The following is a 15,686-nucleotide window of genomic DNA, read 5'->3' as shown; positions in this document are numbered from 1 at the left end:
GGACTCGCCCTCGCTGTCGTTGGCTGATTAGACTGCCACCGTGGCGCATTGACGCCTCGGCTTGGGCGAGTCCATCCAATTACAGATCGTGTTACCGCTTAATTGATCGGCACTACATGTTTTCCTGTACTGAAACCTGCCCCTGCAATCGTCGTCCGACGACATCCATCAAATCACAGCCATCGCGCAGTGAAGTCACCAACACCCGCGCCAGCTCACTGTGGACACCTTCGCCAAACGCAATGTTCTCCAGCAGCTGCGTTGCGGTACGAATGCGGTAGGCCGCGGTTTTATGCAACACGTCCAGTGGTGCTTCAGTGTCGATCAGCAATGATGGGACGTTGCAGTCGATGCCAGTGATAGGCATGTATCGATCCATGATGAAAAACCTCCATTGGGTAAAGGCACACGATTATTCAGCGTTGGCAGTTGGACGATCTTCAGACGATCCCCGGGGCGGTTCCAGGTTGTCCAGCACTCGATTGACCAGCAATTCGCCCAGCGCGGACAGCTGCTGAATACCCACAATGACATGGCGACGAGGGCCTTCCAGTTCACGGGCGAGATCGGTGGCCATGACACTGAGGGAGGCGAGGGTTTCAGAGGCGTGACAGAGCAGGGATTCCGTGTCGACATCCGGAACGACGGCGAAGAAATAGCTGGCAGACGCGGGACGTGTGTGAGTACGCAGGGGCACGCTGACGAGTTGTTCGGTGACTTTGGCGGGACGGGATGAATCGACGGTGTCGTCGGCTGGAAGGCCTGACGATTCGGTTGCGATTGAGGTGATCTTTTTCATAACAGAGCTCCTTGCAAGGGTAAGAAAGCGTCCGTCTCTTGCCCTCAACCAGGATTGGGTGACGGCTATACAGGGCGGACCGGTAGATTTATTACCAGAAAATTCCATTTAATTAATCAAATAAATGAACATCTGTGTAATTAAATGATTCTCGCCAGATTAATGTTTTTTGGCTCTTCCTAGTTACTGTAAGAAACTTCTATAGCCTGAGTAGGCAGCGTCTTACATTCAATGTCAGAACTCCATCGCGGCAATAGAAAATATTCCACAGTTGTTTAACCCGTGTGAAAAATTATCTTTTTTGTCTAGGGTGCAGGCGTGTAGGATGCTGCACTCAAAGCGAATCACCTCCCTACGTGCGATCTATTGCAACGACAAGCAAATGGTAAATATTTAATGCACAAGAAAGACAGAACGGAAAAATTAAAAAACAACATCAAGTACCTGATAAAGAGCCGTGGAGAGACTCGACTTTCCTTGTGCAATGCTAGCGGATTGACCAGAACGACCATCTATAACATTTTGGAAGGAAGGGTTGTCCATGTACAACAATCTACCATTCGAAAAATATCGGATTTTTTTGGTGTGTCTTATAAAGAGATAGAGACAATAGATTTTGAAGAGAAAGAAACAATAGAGAGTAGTATCTCACCACAAGGGAATATGAATCCTGCAGCAGTCCCGGTTATCAAAGAGTGCCTGTTGATCGAAAGTCTGGACAAAAGAATTGGTGAGTTAGCCATCACGCATCCGCTGACATATTGCTTCGGCACAGCCTGCAACTTAATAGGCGTTCTTCTGGAGAATGAAATTAGTGGAATGAACGAACCAGGAGATATTTTGATAGTTAAGAAGGGCCCGTCAAGTGGCGCTGGAGAAAAACTGGCATACGATAAAACAACAAAAAAACTACGTATTATCAGTGACGGCTTTGACACTGACACTAGCTACATTATTGGAACAGTGATCGAGGAAAGATTCAATGGTAATTAACAACGAAGTCGAAAACAGCAAATACAAATTGTTGGGATTTGAAAAAAATAAAAACCTAGTCATTATTATGGTTATCTCCACAGGAAAAATTATAAAAATAAAGATAGGCGAGGTATTAAAAAGCGAAATAATAGACAACCTAAGCAAGCTGGAAATCAAGGACATATACCGGAAATATTATTCTGGGGGAACCGCGCCAACCACCTACGAAATGCATGATCGCCATGAACGATCCTGGATGATCTATGTAACTCTAAATGTACTTCTGCTTTCACTTTACATCTCCACAAATATTGCCGCGACTAAACTTATCTATTTGCAATGGTTTGATCTTGTCATACCTCCTGCTGTTTTTCTTTATCCTCTCACATTTTTAGTCGTTGATTTGTTGAACGAGACTTACGGACTTAGACTGGCAAGGAGAGCCCTGCTATTTGCTTTTTCGAGTAACGCTCTAATCGTTTTACTGATGAACGCAGTCATTTACCTCCCTGGATTACCCGGATGGAAACTTGATGTGCCGTATACAGAAATCGTCACTCACGTATCATCAGTTCTAGTAGCATCATCAGTTTCGTTCCTTTTCTCGGAATACGTAAACTCTTACTTACTTTGTAAAATAAAGGAGCTCACAAATTCCAGATTTCTATTTTTACGCGTATTTTTCAGCACTTTCTTCGCAGTAATAATAGATAGCATTCTTTTTTGCTTTATTGCGTTTTATGGCACAATGCAGAACAGCGACATACTAAATATGGTTTACGCCCAAATAGCTATTAAAATGTGCTTTGCTGTATTTAATGTTTTTCCTGCCTACGGAGCAAGATCATTATTTAAACGCTACGTAGGTGCAGCCCAAGTGGCATAACGATAGGGGGCAGCCATTAACGCTCCCTACCTGCAGCAAATTGCTTCTATAGTTTTAGTTTGATTTTCAGACTATTTAAAACCTCTTCTCGGCCTTCCAAAAACTCACTCAATCCTTTCGCACGAAGAGCACACGCATCACAGTCGGCGCACCCGCTTCCAATTATTCCGTTGTAGCAAGTCAACGTGTGGTACCGAACCAAATCCAGCTGCTCATGATAATCAGCCAATGCCCAAGTCTCAGCTTTATTAAGCCGCATAAGTGGCGTCTCGATTCGTATTTTATAGTCCATGCCCAAGTGAATGGCGCTGTTCAACACCTTAACAAACTCATCACCACAATCCGGGTAACCAGAGCTCTCAGTTTCACAAACACCTGTGATGACAGCTTCAGCGCCTACTTGATAGGCATAAATAGAAGCCAACGTTAAAAATAGAATATTCCTGCCAGGCACGAACGTATCAGGCACACCGTCCCCCGTACTCCTTGCAACTGGAATGTGGTCGCGCGTCAAACTGCTAATGGCCAGTTCGCTTAACAATGAAGTGTCCAATACTTTGTGCACCTTCACGCCAAGCTGTTTTGAAAGCTGTTGCGCCACTTCGATTTCCGCACGATGGCGCTGGCCATAATCAAACGTAATGCAATGAATTTCATCGTACATCGGCAATGCATGGATCAAGCAAGTGGTTGAGTCTTGTCCACCGCTGAAAACGATAACGGCCTTTCTGGTCATGGTTCGTTCTTCCTTGGGGTGTCCCGGCAGGGTGCCGGGGCCGTTGACCCTACCGGGATGCTCAAACTCTGGGTGTGGGAGGTTTCCGAAATGACCGTCTCCGGTTTCCGTTTGTGTCATTTCCATGCTGGACTCCCGAGGGATTTTCCAACCAGTCATCACTGATGACCCGCTTCAAACGGCAGTTACGCGGTCCCTGTGGGAGCGAGCTTGCTCGCGATGAACGATTACACGGTGTCTCAGTGATTACTTAGGCAATTCGACAATGGCGGTTTCAAGCCTATGGAAGATCCATTCTGTAACCCGCCCCCGGCGCACCTTCATGTAACGCCGACTGAATGTTCGCATACAAGGCGTTCGCCTCGTGGGTAGTGATTGATCGCGAACAATCACGCAGTACAACGCGCAGAAGCACATTTTCCTGGCCCGGCAGCAGTCCGAGGCGTTCAATTGCCTGCACAGGTAAATCCGAGAATCCCCAACGTCCCTTGACCTGCATCTCCTCGATCCAGTCAGAGTTGTCGCCAGCAGCTTGTAACATCCTCTCGGTCAACACTTCCTCACTTAACCCTGGCGTTACCGCCAACGAAATATCACGAGCAATCGAAGGCAAACGTGATACAGCGCTCCAGGGATTCAAATCATGCATCTGCGCCTGTACTCGTACGTTCTGATCACGTAGCAAGCGAATATCCGGAATTCCCTTGCGCAGCATGGTCAGTCGATCCAACCCCATCCCGAGCGCCAGCCCTCCATGACGCTGCGGATCAATCTTCAAGCGCTCTAACAAAGACGTAGCAATACGACCGCACTCCAGCACCTCGACCGGAGAGCCGTCATTCACCACATTCACTTCTATTCCGCCCTCCGTGTAGTGATGTGGACTATCGCTGTAGACCCAACGCTTGTCAGGAACGGCTGATTTGAGGATATCGCTGACGAGACGCAACAAGTGGTCATGCGTCGACAGTTCCGGATCACCTAGCACCCAGATATCCATTTGATGTGGTTCTGCGCAATGCCAACGATCCCTACTATCTCGACGAAAAGTGATACCTGGCGCGGCCAGCAATATCGTCTCCCCCGGTTGCCGCACATGAGCTGCACGCTGAAGTGCCGCCGGAATTTGACTGGTGGTTTGTGTACGCAAAAGGGAACACTCATCGACCCAACGGGTGTGTTCACTCCCAAGAGTGACTTCTGCTGGGTCATAACCCAGCAAACCGTAATTTTCTTCAGCGGACACAATTCGCGGTCCGGTCTGAAGTTGCGCTTGGGGCCAGCCTTTTTCAGCAAGCCCCTGAAGAACTTCATTTAACAATAGTCGGACGGCGTGATCGGGAGCGCTCGCCTCGGTAAGATCAACCAGTAGCAGGGCTTGATGGACAGACGTATCTGTCAGGTATTTCTTTGATGCATGCACTATTTAACCCTCTTTTAACAGTTGAACATTTAGCCTTCAAAAAACAAACCTCATAAACAAACCTAACTACATCAGGCCATCAGCCACAACCAAAAAAAAGAAAATATTAAATTTTCAGAACATGATTACAGACACGCCCTACACAAATAACCTATAGAGCTTTACGAGAGCCACAACAGTCAAATTAATTCTAAAAACCCCCAAACAAATCATTTAACACATCAAAAAACCCTGTATTAATTACTCCACTCCCAAACACTTCAGGGAGCACAAACCAACAAAATGAAAAAGGAAGATCAGATGAAAAAGAAAATTATCGTCAAAGAAAAACTCAACCGAATCACTTCTGGCCCGGATAATTTTGGGTGGGCACCTCTGGCGTGGGCTCACACTGGAGAGTAAATAACACCAATGAGCGGCAAGAACTCTCTTACCGCTCATTGAAAAGAAGAGGACGATTTATGCCAACATCAAAAATGAAATCGACGCTCTTTGGTCAGGGGGAGTTATCAATAATTTCGGACTCAAAAGACTTCCTCAGAGAATGTGCGCATCAAGGTTTCAATACGGCAAATATTTCTGAGATTGAGAAACTACCAAGAAATAGTATTATTTTTTCCTTTAGCAACGACGCGGCAAAATTGACGTTTGATATCGCAAAAAACACAAAAACTAAAAAAAGTATTTTTTGCGCAACACAAGTGTTCGAGCCTTCCTTAGCTAGTGCACTCTACAGCCTAAAGCTCTTGCTGAGCAGCAATTTTGAACATGCCTTATGCACACAGCGATCCGTGTTGAACATGCTAAATTCAAATGAATCCTTTTTCCTTTCTGGTAATGAAGATGATGCGCAGGTCACTATTTTCCCCCACGCACAGCCATACGCACTACTTGCCGAAGACATAGAACACGACTTTGTTCAGTCCGTGGCAGAATTTTTTGAAGTTCACTATGCACATATAAATCCACAAGAACCTTGTCCGTTTTCTTTTAGAGGAACCTTGAAAATCGCAGGAATACTGACAGTACTGAGAAAACCTAACCCGATATTGCCAGAAGGATTAAAAACCTCACTAAAATGGCTGAGTGATCGCATATCGGAGGAAGGGGCACTCTTATCAGTTGAAGACAATATCATCACCTCACTGAAAGTAAAAAACGAGGAACATATAAAACTTTTGGATCTTGCTGCTGGTTCTCGCGGACTTAAGCTAACCGAGTTCGCTATCGGGGTAAACGAGGCTATCGCGCCAAGTATTGATTACAAGATCAACTCACAGATGAATGAAGGTATCAGTGGGGTTCATTTAGCTATTGGTGATGGATCTTCCGGCTATCACATAGACTTCCTTAGCCCAGCCGTGAGCGTAAGCCCAATACACGAGTAGTTCCGTTAGTAACTACTTACTGATGTCACAGAGCAATCGGACCGCGATTGGTTAATACGCCTGTTCCACAGCACCTGTCGCAAAGACGCCTGCGACAGTTTCTACATGGAACTGATCCCCCAGTAGGAGCTGTCGCGGCTGCTATTTTTTGATGTCAGTGCTAGCGAATGCACTCGATAAACAGGACAAACAGCTCCGACTTTTGAACCGACATTCAGCTTCAAAAAGAGATTGGCGAAACGCTCGTATGGCTGGCCGTTGACGCAACGGAACCATCGGGCGAGTTTTCCAGCGTGAAACCGGCATGAGTTATCAGCAATGGCGACTGATGCGCGCCATCGAACTACTCGCGACCGGGCGGAACTTTGGCTACAGCGCCTTCGACCTGGGGTTTGCCAGTGAATCGCGTTCATCGCCTTCTTCAAGGACATGACCGGCATCACTCCGGGTGCCCGGTTCAAACAACCACCTGACGACCGGCACCAGAAATTAATTGCCACCAAATATTACCTACGTAATATTACACACGTAATAAAGATCCGTTTCCCACAGGTAATCTCCATGACCAGCATGCCCAGCCTTGAACCCGACCTTGCTGTTCCGGTGAGCACACCCAGGCCTCCCCTGCTCAAACGGTTGATCTTGCTGGCTGCGGTCATTGCTGCCCTGGTGTTCGCCGGGCTGTACGCGACTCACTGGTGGACCGCCGGCCGTTTCATCGAAGAAACCGACGACGCTTACATCGGCGGCGATGTAACGGTGATCGGGCCGAAGGTGGCGGGTTACATCGAAGAAGTGCTGGTGACCGACAACCAGAAGGTCAAGGCCGGCGATGTGTTGATTCGCCTCGACTCCCGCGATTACCGCGCCAACCTGGCCAAGGCCGAAGGCGCAGTGGCCGCCGAAGAAGCGCTGCTCGCCAATCTCGATGCCACCGAACAATTGCAACACGCGGTGATCGGCCAGGCCCGCGCCGGGATCGATGCCGCCGGCGCCGAAACCGTCCGTTCCCGGGATGATGATGCTCGCTACAAAAAACTGGTCGGCAGCAATGCCGTCTCGGTGGAAAGCGCCCAACGCGCCAACGCCACCTTCAAGACCGCCCAGGCCCTCAGCGCCCGGGCCCAGGCTGAATTGCTCGCCGCGCAACGTCAGCTGAACGTGATCGCAACCCAGAAACAACAAGCCCGCGCCGCGCTGATGCAGGCTCTTGCCGAACGTGATCTGGCACAGTTGGACGTGGGTTACACCGAACTGAAGGCCCCGGTGGACGGCGTGATCGGCAATCGCCGGGCGCGGGTCGGCGCTTATGCACAGGCCGGTTCGCAACTGCTGTCGGTGGTACCGGCCAGCGGGCTGTGGGTCGATGCCAATTTCAAGGAAGATCAGCTATCGCGAATGACACCGGGGCAACGGGTGACCATTCATGCCGACGTGCTCTCGGGGCAGGAATTCCACGGTCATCTGGACAGTCTCGCGCCGGCCAGTGGTTCACAGTTCAGCGTGCTGCCGCCGGAAAACGCCACGGGCAACTTCACCAAAATCGTTCAGCGGGTGCCGGTGCGTATCGTGCTTGATCCGGCCGATGGCGTGCTCGGCCATCTGCGTCCAGGCCTGTCGGTCACCGCTGAAGTGGACACTCGCAAGGAACCTGCAACCCCGGCCGTGGCCAGCACGCCATGAGCCGCGCCCTCGCCGCTCCCGCGCAACCGTTCAATGCCGCGGACATGACAACGGCGACCAAGGTGTTCGCCTTCGCCACCATGTGCATCGGCATGTTCATTGCGCTGCTGGATATTCAGATCGTCTCGGCGTCGTTGCGTGACATCGGCGGCGGGCTCTCGGCCGGCACCGACGAAACCGCGTGGGTGCAAACCAGTTACCTGATCGCCGAAATCATCGTGATCCCGCTGTCCGGCTGGCTCTCCCGAGTGTTCTCGACACGTTGGCTGTTCTGCGCTTCAGCAGTGGGTTTCACCCTGGCCAGCCTGCTCTGCGGCGCGGCCTGGAACATTCAGAGCATGATCGCCTTCCGCGCGCTACAAGGGTTTCTCGGTGGTTCGATGATCCCGCTGGTGTTCACCACCGCGTTCTTTTTCTTCACCGGCAAGCAACGGGTGATCGCTGCTGCAACCATTGGCGCGGTGGCCTCTTTGGCACCGACGCTGGGGCCGGTAATTGGTGGCTGGATTACCGACATTTCATCCTGGCACTGGCTGTTCTACATCAACCTGGTGCCGGGGATCTTCGTCGCGGTGGCGGTGCCGATGCTGGTGAAAATCGACCAGCCGGAATTGTCGCTGCTCAAAGGTGCCGACTACTTGAGCATGGTGTTCATGGCGCTGTTTCTCGGTTGCCTGGAATACACCCTCGAAGAAGGACCGCGCTGGAACTGGTTCAGCGACAGCACGATTCTGACCACGGCATGGATCAGCGGACTGGCCGGCCTGGCGTTCATTGGTCGAACCTTGCACGTCGCCAACCCGATCGTCGACTTACGTGCCTTGAAAGACCGTAACTTCGCCCTTGGCTGCTTCTTTTCGTTCGTCACCGGGATCGGCCTGTTCGCCACCATTTACCTGACGCCGCTGTTTCTCGGTCGGGTGCGTGGCTATGGCGCGCTGGACATTGGTCTGGCGGTTTTCTCCACCGGGGTGTTCCAGATCATGGCGATTCCGCTGTACGCCTTTCTGGCCAACCGCATCGATCTGCGCTGGATCATGATGATCGGCCTCGGGTTGTTCGCGTTGTCGATGTGGGATTTCAGCCCGATCACCCATGACTGGGGGGCTAAGGAATTGATGCTGCCACAAGCCTTGCGCGGGATTGCCCAGCAACTGGCGGTGCCGCCGGCGGTGACGTTGACCTTGGGTGGTCTGGCACCGGCGCGGCTCAAACATGCTTCGGGGTTGTTCAACCTGATGCGAAACCTGGGTGGCGCCATCGGCATCGCTGCGTGCGCAACCATTCTGAATGACCGCACTAACCTGCACTTCACCCGGTTGGCGGAAAACCTCAACAGCACCAATGAAGCACTTAACCAATGGCTGTCCCAGGTTGGCAACAACTTCGCCGCCCTCGGCCAAAGCGGTGACGTGGGTGTCACCGCCAGCCTGCATCAGCTGTGGCTGCTGACCTACCGCGAAGCGCAGACGCAGACTTACGGCGATGCGTTCCTGATGATCATGGTCTGCTTCATCATCGCCACGGCGATGGTGCCCCTGATGCGCAAGGTGCAACCACCGGCCGCGCCGTCAGCAGACGCTCATTGATCAGGCCTGAGGCATTTTTCGAAAGCCAACCGCCAGACGGTTCCAGGCGTTGATCGTGGTAATGGCCACGGTCAAGTCGACCAACTCCTTCGGACTGAACTCGAACGCCGCCAGCTCGTAGTCCTCATCCGGTGCGTGAGTCTGGCTCAGCAGCGTCAGGGATTCGGTCCAGGCCAGCGCCGCACGTTCGCGCGGAGTGAAGAACGGCGTTTCACGCCAGGCCGACAATGTGTACAGACGGCGCTCGTCTTCACCGCCCTTGCGGGCATCGGCGCTGTGCATATCCAGGCAGAAGGCGCAGCCATTAATTTGCGAGGCGCGCAGCTTGACCAGTTCAATCAACGATTTTTCCAGAGGCAGCTTCGACACAGCGGTTTCCAGCGCGATCATGGCTTTGAGTGCATCTGGGGAAGCGGTGTAGAAATCGATACGCGGTTGCATGGTGGGCTCCAGTCAAATGGGTGCGGAGCTACGTTAATCCCGCACTAACCTGCAGCAAATAGCCAATTACCGGGAAGATGAGGATGCCAATGGGCGGGCTTGAAAATAATCTATATGGGTAATTGCCATCACCGCACCGACACCACTAGAATGCGATTCATTCTTGATAACGCGGCCAGGATGCCGGAAACGAGTACCTCCTGCCCATGTCGTCCTCATCCGAAATGCCTTTGCCTCCTGCTACTTCGCCGGATTACGAATCGCGCTGGCACCTGGAATCCATGTTGTGGGAAATGCCGGAACAGGCGCGCGAAGCCTTTCTGCTCGCCCAGATTCATGGACATGGCCGCGCCCGGATCGCAGCGCGGCGGTCGGCGTGCAAAAAACCCCTGACGCGTCGACAAACCCTGGCTTATCTAGCCTTGCTGTTGATCGCCGGCCCCGTTGGCATGATTTGGCAACATGCGCCGCTCGAGTACTGGAACAGTCATGACCGTACCCTGGTCGGCGCACAGATTGTTCGCCAGGCGCCTGCCGACGGCTCACTCGATTGCACCCGCACCCATGACCTTCAAGCCCCTACGCTCGATTGCGCAGCCACTGCAAAAATCCCTTCTTCTGCACAACCCTAGGCGCTTCCTGAGTCAACGTCTGAGCCTTGTTCAAGCGGAAATCCAGTAACGCCTTCATCGCTTCGCTGATGTCATGTCGCGCATCCAGACACGGTTTGAGGTACTCCTTCTCGATCCGGTACAAGCTGCAGAACGTCTTGGCGCTGAAGTCCGCCGGTAGCGCCGTATCGGACAAAATCCCAGCCTCGCCGATCACCTCACCCGGGCCCATGCGCCCAGACTCGAACTTGACCCCACCACGGCTCAGCTCCACCGACACGACGCCGGATTCGATGATGAACAAATGATCGCTGACCTCCCCTGCCGGCAGGATCATTTCACCGGCGCGGAAGTTTTGCAGGGTCATGTTCTGGCTGAAGGTTTCTTTCTCTTCCTGACGCAGGGTCGAGAAAATACTCGACGCATCCAGCAATGCCCGTGGCCGCGACAGGTTGGCAGGTGCGTTCGGTTCGACGTTCGACAACAGGCTGACACCGCTGGCCTGCAAGTGCCGGAATGCCAGGTCGAACAGTTGATTACGGACCATGCGCTTCTGGTCCATGGAGACCACGAAACCACCGATTTCGTATTCCACGCCGGTGGCGCTGGAGCCTTTCAGCGCGACACACGGCGCCGGTTTGTTCAACAGATAACGGCAACCCTCCATCGCCCGCTCCAGTGCTTCAATGACGGTTTGCGGACGCGCGTGCGGGCTCAATTGCAAGCTGATGGAGACGCCGAAAATGTCACTGGGCCGGCTGAAATTGATGATCTTGGCCTTGGCCGCCAGGGAGTTGGGGATCACCGCCATGCTGCCCTGGGCCGTTTGCAGGCGCGTCGCGCGCCAGTCGATATCAGTGACCCGACCTTCGGTGCCGTCGATCGAGATCCAGTCATCCAGTTGATAGGGCTTGGTGGTGTTCAGGACGATCCCGGAGAACACGTCGCTGAGAGTACTTTGCAAGGCCAGGCCGACAATGATTGCCAACGCACCGGAGGTCGCCAGCACACCCTTGACCGGCAGATCGAGGACATACGCCAGCGCCGCGATGATCGCGATCAGGAAAATCACCGCGCCGAGCAAATCCTGGAGCAAGCGCCCGGTGTGCCCGACCCGTTGCATCATCACCGCGCCGATCAGCACCGTCAGGGTACGCGCACCGAACAGCCACCAGCCGATCTGCAATCCGGTGGCCGCCAGGTGCAGCGGGACGTTGTCGACCCAGGGCGCCGGCTCCATGGGGTTCAGGCCTTCGTTGAACAGCAGGACGCTGAACAACGAAAAAATCACCAGCCGCACCACCAGTTTCCAGTTGCTGCCATTGGCACTGAGCAGGCGCCACAGCCCAAGATCGATAAGGACCAAAGCCATCGCGCAGAGCAACGGGTGATCGGTAAGCAGTGACAGCATCAAGCAACTCCAGCAAGGACCAATGACGCAAACATCGCACGGATTGTAGGAGCTGGCGAAGCCTGCGATCTTTTGGCAATCCAAGAAGATCAAAAGATCGCAGGCTTCGCCATCTCCTACAAGGGGGCGATGTGCGCCGGGGTTACTTGCTGTTGGTCAGCGCGTTGTAGCTGGTAAACAGGTTGCGGTAGTCCGGGATGTGGTTGGAGAACAAGGTGCCCAAGCCTTCCACGTCGTTGCGCCAGTCGCGATGCAGCTCACAGGCCAGGCCGAACCAAGTCATCAACTGTGCGCCGGAGGCCGACATGCGGTCCCAGGCCGATTGACGGGTCAGTTCGTTGAAGGTGCCGGAAGCGTCTGTCACCACGAACACCTCGAAGCCTTCAGCCAGTGCCGACAGCGCCGGGAACGCCACGCACACTTCGGTCACCACGCCGGCGATGATCAATTGTTTCTTGCCGGTGGCCTTGATCGCCTTGACGAAGTCTTCGTTGTCCCAGGCATTGATCTGACCAGGACGGGCAATGTACGGCGCGTCCGGGAACAGCGCCTTGAGTTCAGGGACCAGCGGGCCGTTGGGGCCGGTTTCGAAACTGGTGGTGAGAATGGTCGGCAGCTTGAAGTACTTGGCCAGGTCAGCCAGGGCCAACACGTTGTTCTTGAAACGGTCCGGCTCGATGTCGCGCACCAGAGAAAGCAGACCCGCCTGGTGATCGACCAACAGAACGGCAGCGTTATCCTTGTCGAGACGTTTGTAAGAGGTAGCCATGGGTGTAATCCTCGCTTTTTATCGATGCCGAACGGGCCGGCGTGAGAGAAACCTGATAATTCGTTAAAACGCGGCCAAGCAAGGGTAGTCGCCCTCGCCCGGCACGCCACAGCGTTACAACAATGAGTTCAACCGCTCATCCGACCGAACCGGCCCGACTGGAAGTCAGCAAAGGCCTGGTGGATTTCCTGCTCGCTGTTCATCACGAACGGGCCGTGGCCGACGATGGGTTCGTCGATCGGTTCGCCACTGAGTAGCAACACGACGGCATCGTTATTGGCTTCCAGGCTGAGCTGCTGGCCATTGCGTTCGAACAACGCCAACTGCCCTTCGCGCACCAGTTCCACACCGTTGACCTGAACCGTGCCACGCAACACTACAAGTGCCGTGTTACGACCTTCGTGCAGATCCAGGGTCAGCAACTTGCCGCCGTTGAGGCGCAGGTCCCAGACGTCAATCGGGGTAAACGTGCGCGCCGGGCCGGTGTGGCCGTCGAACTCACCGGCGATCAAGCGCAGGCTGCCAGCCTGGTCCTTGAGCGCGATGCTCGGGATGTTGCCATCGAGAATCGTCTGGTAACCGGCGTCGGCCATCTTGTCCTTGGCCGGCAGGTTGACCCACAGCTGCACCATTTCCAGAGTGCCGCCGCGCTTGGCGAAACCTTCGGAGTGGAATTCTTCGTGGAGAATCCCCGAGGCTGCGGTCATCCATTGCACGTCGCCCGGCCCGATCTTGCCGCCGCTGCCGGTGGAGTCGCGGTGTTCCAGCTCGCCTTTGTAGACGATGGTCACCGTCTCGAAACCGCGGTGCGGGTGCTGGCCGACGCCACGACGCTCGGTGGTCGGGGTGAATTCAGCGGGACCGGCATGATCGAGCAGCAAAAACGGGCTGATGTGTTTGCCCAGGTTGTCGTAGGAAAACAGCGTGCGAACCGGAAAACCGTCGCCAACCCAATGGGTCCGTGGGCTGGTGTAGATACCGATGATGTTTTTCATTCCGCCTCCGAATCTGGTGAGTGACGCGATGGACAAAGCTTAAAACTGAACCCTTTGATGCACTAGACTGCAAAAATCAGCCTTAGCGTTCTATATGGAGAACGATGGTGGAAGACCTCAACACCCTCTACTACTTCACCCAAGTGGTGGAGCACCACGGTTTCGCCCCGGCCGGCCGTGCGCTGGACATGCCCAAGTCGAAGCTGAGCCGACGCATTGCCGAGCTCGAAGAGCGCCTCGGCGTACGCCTGCTGCACCGCACCAGCCGGCATTGTTCACTGACGGAAATCGGTCAGGCCTATTACCAGCGCTGCCTGGCGATGCGCGTGGAAGCAGAAAGCGCTGCCGAACTGATCGAACGCAACCGCTCCGAACCCCAGGGCCTGGTGCGCATCAGTTGCCCGACTGCGCTGCTCAACTCCTGGGTCGGGCCAATGCTGACCCGCTACATGCTCAAGTACCCCCTGGTGGAGTTGTTCATCGAGAGCACCAACCGCCGGGTCGACTTGATCCACGAGGGGTTCGACATCGCCCTGCGGGTGCGCTTTCCGCCGCTGGAAAATACCGACATGGTGATGAAGGTGCTGGGCAACAGCACCCAGTGCCTGGTGGGCAACCCGGCCTTTGTGTCGCGCCTGTCTTCACCGGCCTCCCCGGCTGACCTCAGCGGTTTGCCAAGCCTGCATTGGGGCGCGGCGCAGCGTGAATATCAGTGGGAATTGTTTGGGGCGGACGGCGCCAGCGCGGTGATTCGGCATGCTCCACGAATGGTCACCGATGACCTGTTGGCGTTGCGTCACGCCGTGGTGGCCGGGATTGGCATCGCTCACCTGCCCAGCGTGGTGGTGCGCGATGACATTGCGGCGGGCCGATTGGTGGAACTGGTTCCGGGCTGGGCACCCAAATGCGGGATCGTGCATGCGATCTTCCCGTCACGCCGTGGGCTGCTGCCGTCGGTGCGTGCATTGATCGACTTTCTGGGCGAGGAATTCAGCCACAGCGATATTGCTTAGAAGCCCGTACACACTCCATAGCAGCTGGCCGAGGGGCGGATTTATGACGTGGATGGGCGGTTGTACGCGACGGGGTCGACCACCTGCATGATTCTTGAGGCGCGGGGGTAAGGCTTTAAACCGAGTCGCGGCCTTCGCGAGCAACCTCGCTCCCACATTGGATTTGCGTACACCACAGATCCCCTGTGGGAGCGAGCTTGCTCCGGGCGGCGTTCCGACGAAGGCGCCAGATCAAACACCACAAAGCCTTCTGCCACCCCGATTCATGACTTGCGGTAAACATTGCTTTGCCGATCCAGCGGTTTTTCTCATGGGATGGCGCGGGTACAATCCCACGCCTCATAGTGAGTGGCAAAGGAAGTGCGGGTTTGAAAGGGATTTTGCGTGTTGGCTGTCTGGCGGGCCTTGTCGTCATGATGGCCGGTTGTGGAACCATGATCGGGCGCGTCAGCAATGGCATGTCGGACGTGGATTATTACAAAGGCGTCGACGGCGGTTTGCAGCTCCTCGGCGTGACAGGAAAGGAAAGCAAACCCGCGGCGATCATCTGTTACATCATGATTGTCTGTCCGCTGATCACCGTCGTGTCCCTGCCGGTAGACGCCGCACTCGACACCGTTCTGCTGCCAGTCGACTACGTCAACACCCTCTGAAGTCGGCCCTCCGTTTATCGTCGAGGGCGTTTGGCCTTCGGTTTCTGCGCGGGGTCCTGCACTTTGCGATAAACCCACACCCCGAACACGCCAATAAGCAAAATAAACACGGTTCCTATGCATTGCGACACGAACTCGACCCAGAACCGTCGTGGTTGCAAGGCCAGCGTATAGGTGTCGCGCGGGCCGCGGTTGTTGGTGGTGATGGAGCCGCTGATCCAGCTGTCGATCAGCCTGTAGATCGAGGCACCGATGGCGAAGGCAATCAGCACGCCAACCAGCACGGTCAGCCAAAACGTCACGCGGCTTTGGCG

General features: G+C 54.4%; 17 protein-coding genes and 2 pseudogenes. 10 read left to right on the top strand and 9 right to left on the bottom strand.

All coding sequences use genetic code 11. The features are described from left to right. Positions 1-112 precede the first annotated feature (112 nt). Positions 113-379 (bottom strand): hypothetical protein, encoded by a 267-nt coding sequence (locus ACIQU2_RS20605; protein ID WP_403143647.1) that lies wholly within the window; start codon positions 377-379, stop codon positions 113-115. A 33-nt stretch (positions 380-412) separates the two neighbouring features. Beyond that, entirely contained in the window at positions 413-799 is a 387-nt protein-coding gene (locus tag ACIQU2_RS20600; protein ID WP_403143645.1) for a DUF6124 family protein, read from the bottom strand. Between the two features lie 396 nt (positions 800-1,195). Here ACIQU2_RS20600 and ACIQU2_RS20595 point away from each other — a divergent pair, with 396 nt between their 5' ends. Beyond that, positions 1,196-1,792 (top strand): helix-turn-helix transcriptional regulator, encoded by a 597-nt coding sequence (locus tag ACIQU2_RS20595; RefSeq protein WP_403143643.1) that lies wholly within the window; start codon positions 1,196-1,198, stop codon positions 1,790-1,792. After that, positions 1,782-2,660, top strand: coding sequence for a queuosine precursor transporter (locus tag ACIQU2_RS20590; protein ID WP_403143642.1), 879 nt, complete (start codon positions 1,782-1,784; stop codon positions 2,658-2,660). The genes ACIQU2_RS20595 and ACIQU2_RS20590 overlap by 11 nt, the downstream gene beginning before the upstream one ends. Positions 2,661-2,706: 46 nt before the next feature. Here the strand turns inward: ACIQU2_RS20590 and queC are convergent, their stop codons facing one another. Together queC and ACIQU2_RS20580 are read right to left on the bottom strand one after the other, a co-directional pair. Beyond that, on the bottom strand, positions 2,707-3,396 hold the full coding sequence (gene queC / locus ACIQU2_RS20585) for a 7-cyano-7-deazaguanine synthase QueC (protein ID WP_403143650.1): 690 nt from the start codon (positions 3,394-3,396) through the stop codon (positions 2,707-2,709). Positions 3,397-3,676: 280 nt separating this feature from the next. Then, positions 3,677-4,819, bottom strand: coding sequence for a hypothetical protein (locus tag ACIQU2_RS20580; protein WP_403143640.1), 1,143 nt, complete (start codon positions 4,817-4,819; stop codon positions 3,677-3,679). 461 nt (positions 4,820-5,280) lie between these two features. Here ACIQU2_RS20580 and ACIQU2_RS20575 point away from each other — a divergent pair, with 461 nt between their 5' ends. The 4 genes and pseudogenes from ACIQU2_RS20575 (at position 5,281) to ACIQU2_RS20560 (ending at position 9,479) form a co-directional block, all read left to right on the top strand. Next, entirely contained in the window at positions 5,281-6,207 is a 927-nt protein-coding gene (locus ACIQU2_RS20575) for a hypothetical protein (RefSeq protein WP_403143638.1), read from the top strand. Positions 6,208-6,478: 271 nt separating this feature from the next. Continuing rightward, positions 6,479-6,657: pseudogene (locus tag ACIQU2_RS20570) on the top strand (helix-turn-helix domain-containing protein); the annotation flags it as partial. Positions 6,658-6,768: 111 nt separating this feature from the next. Next, complete coding sequence (locus tag ACIQU2_RS20565) at positions 6,769-7,890, top strand: HlyD family secretion protein (RefSeq protein ID WP_403143648.1); 1,122 nt, start codon at positions 6,769-6,771, stop codon at positions 7,888-7,890. Further along, positions 7,887-9,479, top strand: a complete 1,593-nt coding sequence (locus ACIQU2_RS20560; protein ID WP_403143636.1) for a DHA2 family efflux MFS transporter permease subunit — start codon at positions 7,887-7,889, stop codon at positions 9,477-9,479. The genes ACIQU2_RS20565 and ACIQU2_RS20560 overlap by 4 nt, the downstream gene beginning before the upstream one ends. Here ACIQU2_RS20560 and ACIQU2_RS20555 read toward each other — a convergent pair whose 3' ends face one another. Beyond that, positions 9,480-9,920: a carboxymuconolactone decarboxylase family protein gene (locus ACIQU2_RS20555; protein ID WP_403143635.1), complete on the bottom strand. Its 441-nt coding sequence runs from the start codon at positions 9,918-9,920 to the stop codon at positions 9,480-9,482. 206 nt (positions 9,921-10,126) lie between these two features. On the opposite strand from ACIQU2_RS20555, the gene ACIQU2_RS20550 reads away from it, so the two are divergent. After that, positions 10,127-10,552, top strand: a complete 426-nt coding sequence (locus tag ACIQU2_RS20550) for a hypothetical protein (protein WP_403143634.1) — start codon at positions 10,127-10,129, stop codon at positions 10,550-10,552. On the opposite strand, the gene ACIQU2_RS20545 is transcribed toward ACIQU2_RS20550, so the two are convergent. From ACIQU2_RS20545 to ACIQU2_RS20535, 3 genes are all read right to left on the bottom strand, one after another. Beyond that, positions 10,500-11,942: a mechanosensitive ion channel domain-containing protein gene (locus tag ACIQU2_RS20545; RefSeq protein WP_403143633.1), complete on the bottom strand. Its 1,443-nt coding sequence runs from the start codon at positions 11,940-11,942 to the stop codon at positions 10,500-10,502. The genes ACIQU2_RS20550 and ACIQU2_RS20545 overlap by 53 nt on opposite strands. Positions 11,943-12,084: 142 nt before the next feature. After that, positions 12,085-12,711 (bottom strand): isochorismate family cysteine hydrolase YcaC, encoded by a 627-nt coding sequence (gene ycaC / locus ACIQU2_RS20540; RefSeq protein ID WP_403143631.1) that lies wholly within the window; start codon positions 12,709-12,711, stop codon positions 12,085-12,087. 128 nt (positions 12,712-12,839) lie between these two features. Beyond that, on the bottom strand, positions 12,840-13,706 hold the full coding sequence (locus ACIQU2_RS20535) for a pirin family protein (protein WP_347805842.1): 867 nt from the start codon (positions 13,704-13,706) through the stop codon (positions 12,840-12,842). Positions 13,707-13,810: 104 nt separating this feature from the next. On the opposite strand from ACIQU2_RS20535, the gene ACIQU2_RS20530 reads away from it, so the two are divergent. From ACIQU2_RS20530 to ACIQU2_RS20520, 3 genes and pseudogenes are all read left to right on the top strand, one after another. Then, entirely contained in the window at positions 13,811-14,719 is a 909-nt protein-coding gene (locus ACIQU2_RS20530; protein ID WP_403143629.1) for a LysR substrate-binding domain-containing protein, read from the top strand. A gap of 24 nt (positions 14,720-14,743) precedes the next feature. Further along, a pseudogene (locus ACIQU2_RS20525) lies at positions 14,744-14,830 on the top strand (PaaI family thioesterase); the annotation flags it as partial. 257 nt (positions 14,831-15,087) lie between these two features. Continuing rightward, positions 15,088-15,372 (top strand): YceK/YidQ family lipoprotein, encoded by a 285-nt coding sequence (locus ACIQU2_RS20520; RefSeq protein ID WP_256661703.1) that lies wholly within the window; start codon positions 15,088-15,090, stop codon positions 15,370-15,372. Positions 15,373-15,386: 14 nt separating this feature from the next. On the opposite strand, the gene ACIQU2_RS20515 is transcribed toward ACIQU2_RS20520, so the two are convergent. Further along, positions 15,387-15,674: a hypothetical protein gene (locus ACIQU2_RS20515; RefSeq protein WP_256661702.1), complete on the bottom strand. Its 288-nt coding sequence runs from the start codon at positions 15,672-15,674 to the stop codon at positions 15,387-15,389. Between the last annotated feature and the right edge of the window lie 12 nt (positions 15,675-15,686).

This window comes from Pseudomonas sp. NPDC098740, from assembly GCF_044760065.1.
In the GTDB taxonomy this organism is placed as follows: domain Bacteria; phylum Pseudomonadota; class Gammaproteobacteria; order Pseudomonadales; family Pseudomonadaceae; genus Aquipseudomonas; species Aquipseudomonas rossensis.
Note: the sequence above shows the minus strand (reverse complement) of the source record. Positions and strands in the feature narration are given on the sequence as shown.